Source organism: Mesorhizobium sp. M0815 (assembly GCF_040319995.1).
GTDB lineage: Bacteria > Pseudomonadota > Alphaproteobacteria > Rhizobiales > Rhizobiaceae > Mesorhizobium.
The window spans coordinates 1-3,411 of the sequence record NZ_JAMYOU010000069.1 but is presented as its reverse complement, the minus strand read 5'-3'; the positions used below and the strand labels follow the sequence as shown (position 1 = coordinate 3,411).

3 protein-coding genes are annotated in these 3,411 nt (G+C 63.0%); all 3 read right to left on the bottom strand.

The window, feature by feature from the left end; all coding sequences use genetic code 11:
• Positions 1 to 92 precede the first annotated feature (92 nt).
• Genes NKI01_RS30740 through NKI01_RS30730 form a run of 3 tightly spaced genes read right to left on the bottom strand, consistent with a single transcriptional unit; the run spans position 93 to position 3,264 of the window.
• On the bottom strand, positions 93 to 1,100 hold the full coding sequence (locus tag NKI01_RS30740; protein WP_352819829.1) for a tyrosine-type recombinase/integrase: 1,008 nt from the start codon (positions 1,098 to 1,100) through the stop codon (positions 93 to 95).
• Complete coding sequence (locus tag NKI01_RS30735; protein WP_352819827.1) at positions 1,097 to 2,029, bottom strand: tyrosine-type recombinase/integrase; 933 nt, start codon at positions 2,027 to 2,029, stop codon at positions 1,097 to 1,099. The genes NKI01_RS30740 and NKI01_RS30735 overlap by 4 nt, the downstream gene beginning before the upstream one ends.
• Positions 2,026 to 3,264 carry a site-specific integrase gene (locus NKI01_RS30730; RefSeq protein WP_352819825.1) on the bottom strand — a complete coding sequence of 413 codons (1,239 nt, stop codon included), beginning with the start codon at positions 3,262 to 3,264 and terminating at the stop codon, positions 2,026 to 2,028. Before NKI01_RS30730 ends, NKI01_RS30735 begins: the two co-directional genes overlap by 4 nt.
• Between the last annotated feature and the right edge of the window lie 147 nt (positions 3,265 to 3,411).

The following is a 3,411-nucleotide window of genomic DNA, read 5'->3' as shown; positions in this document are numbered from 1 at the left end:
CCATTCTTATGCGTCGGGCGAGATTATGTGGCGGAGCCGCCCTGACGCCCGTCAGGGCCGGCCAAACCCAGCTTGCCTCCGCCACATAATATTTAGATGCTGTTCAGCAGTTGCAGAACGGCGTCGTTCGGTCGGAAACGCACGCCGTGGTCGCCGGCGACGCCCGCCTTCTCGAGTCCGTTGCGCATCATCTCGACATCCGCGGCGGCGTAGCGGTGGGTCGTGGCGACCTGTGCGTGCCCGAGCCAGGCTTGGATCGTCAAAAGGTCCACGCCGGACTGGAGAAGCTTCATGGCGAGGGAGTGCCGGAAGATGTGCGGCGATATGGGCTTGTCGGCCAAGGCCGGCCTGATAACCACGGCCCCGGCGGCCGCACGCCGCACGATATGGGTTGCTCCGAAACGAGTCAGGCGCTCGTTGCGGGCGCCGACGAATATCGGTCGCGGCTCGTGATGGGCGATCCCGCGCTCGCTCAACAAGGTCGTCAGCGCTCGCGCCAGGTCCTTGGAAATAGGGACGACGCGGTCTCTGCGCCCTTTGCCGCGCAGCAGCACTTGCGGGTGCGACCGCTCCAACTGAAGATCGTTTGCGTTGACGCCGGTGGCTTCGGAGACCCGGGCGCCGGTCCGTGCCAAGAAGAGCAGAAAGGCTTGGTCGCGCCGACCACGGGGCGTCTTTGGATCGGGCGCCGCAACGAGGGTGTCCACTTCGGCCTTGGTGAGGTGGTACGTCACCTCAATGTGCGTCCGTTTAATGGGAATCGTCAGCACGCGTTGGGCGACGCCGAAGGACGCCGGGTCGGCGGCAGCGACGTGGTGGAAGAAAGATCGGATCGCGGCCAAGCGGGCATTGCGCGTGGCGACGGAGTTGTTCCGCTTCTCTTCGAGTTCGTCGAGAAAGGCGAGAACGAGGTCTCGATCAAGGTCTTCGAGCGTCAATGCCGCCGGCTTCCTTCGTAACCGGGCGGCGGCAAAGAGGATCAGCATGCGCAAGGCGTCGCGATAGCTGGCCACGGTCGCGGGAGTCGCGTTGCGTTGCTTGGTCAGGCGCCGGCGAAAATAGGACTCCAGGAGCGGCGCCAGGAGCAGGTGTTCGCTCATGCTGCACCTCCATCGAGGAAGGCGCGTTCCGCCGCAATGGCGAGAAGATCCGCCGAGCCAGTGAGGTAGTAGGCTGTATCGCTGTAACTGGCGTGGCCGAGATAGGTGGCGAGCAACGGGAGCAGCGCCTGAACGTTGGCGCGCTGTTGGTGCCAGAGGCTGAGGCGGGTCACGGCGAACCGGTGCCTGAGATCGTGCGGCCTTAACGGCTTGCCGCCATCAAGGCCGGCGAGCTTACGGACCTCAGCAAAGCCGTTTTGCAGGCCAGTCGCCGAGAGGCGGTTGCCCCGGGAACTGAGAAAGAAGGCCTGATCCTTGGGCATGAGAAAAGCGGCATCACGCTCACGGGCATAGCAACCAAGGGCAGCCTGGGTTGTCGTGTGAACTGGAACGAGACGATCCTTGCGGAACTTCGTCTTCCGAATGAGGAGGACCCCGTTGGCCAGATCGACGTCGGAACGATCAAGCCGGACCACTTCGCCCGATCGCAGCCCCGAGCTCGCCAACAATCCGATCAGCGTCGCCATGGTCCGGCCCTTGAGAGGAACCTCCGGCGAAATGCGGGCACATGCGTCGATGAGCGACGCCAACTCAGCCTCGCTGAGAATACGCGGAGGCGGAATCGCTCTGGATCTGGGGAAAGCTCTGCGCTCCAAGGCCTCGGTTCGGACGTCATAGACGGCGAGATACTGGTAAAACCGGCGGAGCACGCCGTGGCGAGTGGCGCGGCTGTTGGCGGCGCCGCCGAACGACAGGACGAAGTCCAGCGCCATCGTTCGAGTGGCGGGCCCATCGAGCTGAGCGCGCTCAACGTAGCGGACGAAAGCCCGCAACGTGCCAGCTTGCTTGCTGAAGGCATAACCGAGGGAGCGGCGCAGTTCGATGTAACGCTCGGCCTTCTCGCCGAGTAATCGGGTAAAGGCGGTCATGCGACGCCTCCCGGAAAGGGGAGTGCGACTTCGGCGAGCTGCGAGACCGCGACCTTTACGTACAGCGCCGTTGTATTGATGCTGCGGTGCCCGAGAAGATCGGCGACCTCGTTGATCGGCGTTCGCTGCCTGACGAGCTGGGTGGCAAGGCTGTGGCGCAGGAGATGTGCACCTGCGACCCGCCCGAGTTCGACCCCGCCATGCTGCAACCGCTTCCGCACGATCCTCGAAACAGGCGATGCGTACTTGAACGGTCCCACGGGCGGCGTGAAGGACAGGAACAGGTATGGGCTATCCACCTTCGGTCGAGCACGCAGGATATAGTCGGCGAGCGCGGCGCCGGTCTCCTCGAGGAGGGGCGCCACCCGATCACGCTTGCCCTTGGTGCGCCGGACAAAGACCTCGCCAGTTCGCCAGTCGATATCCTGCAGCCGAATGGTGCGGAGCTCGCCGTTACGAATACCCGTGGTAGCGAGCAGCAACAGGACGGCTCGATCGCGGATGTCGACCGGCGTCGTTGCGCCGATCGCATCGATTGCGCGCCGAACGTCATCCCATGCAAGGCGCGGCGGAAAATGCGCCAAACGCCAATGCGGCGTCCCTGGGACGACGCGGGCGAGATCCTGGTCATTGTGGCCAGCCCAATACAAAAACCGAAGAAATGTTCGGATGTGAGAGGTCTCCGCCGTGCGGGTGGCGGAGGTCGCCGATAGCGATAGCCGATGCTCAACGGCGGCGAAGACATGCTCCGCCGTCAACGCTTGGAGCTCTTGGTCGGGATGATGATGGCGGAGCCAATCCAGAAAGCGGCGGCCGCCCAAAAGAACGCCTTCGCGGGTCTTCGGCTCAAGTCCCCGCACCCTGCTCAGATAGTCCGAAAAGGAGGCCAGAAGCGGAGCATCCGGATCATCCTCTACACTTGGAACAGAACCAATGAACCGCTCCGGAGCCAGTCGGCGTGCGTGTCCTAGAGCCGACACTGCGCCGATGCGCGGAGTATCAGTAGTAAACGTGCACAAATAGCTGTCGATGACATCTTGAGGGATAGGCATCGGACCACAGCGCGTCGCGGCAAACTGGCTAAAGCGCGCAATCCGGCTCAGGTAAATCTTGGCGGATGCTGGCTTATAACCAAGCGTGAAAAAATGCTTCGCGATGCGATCCATCTCGCCACCGAGCGCACCGCTACGCAGGCGCTTGAGCACCCCACGATACGAAAAATAGAAGTCGAGCATCCTGCCCCTCCAGCATTGCGGCGCAGGGGGATCCCGCGTCCGTTAGAGAGGCATGAAATATTATGTGGCGGAGGATTCCAGGCTTGGCAGGCTTGGCGGGCATCTGCGCAGCTCCGCCACATAATCTCGCCCGACGCATAAGAATGG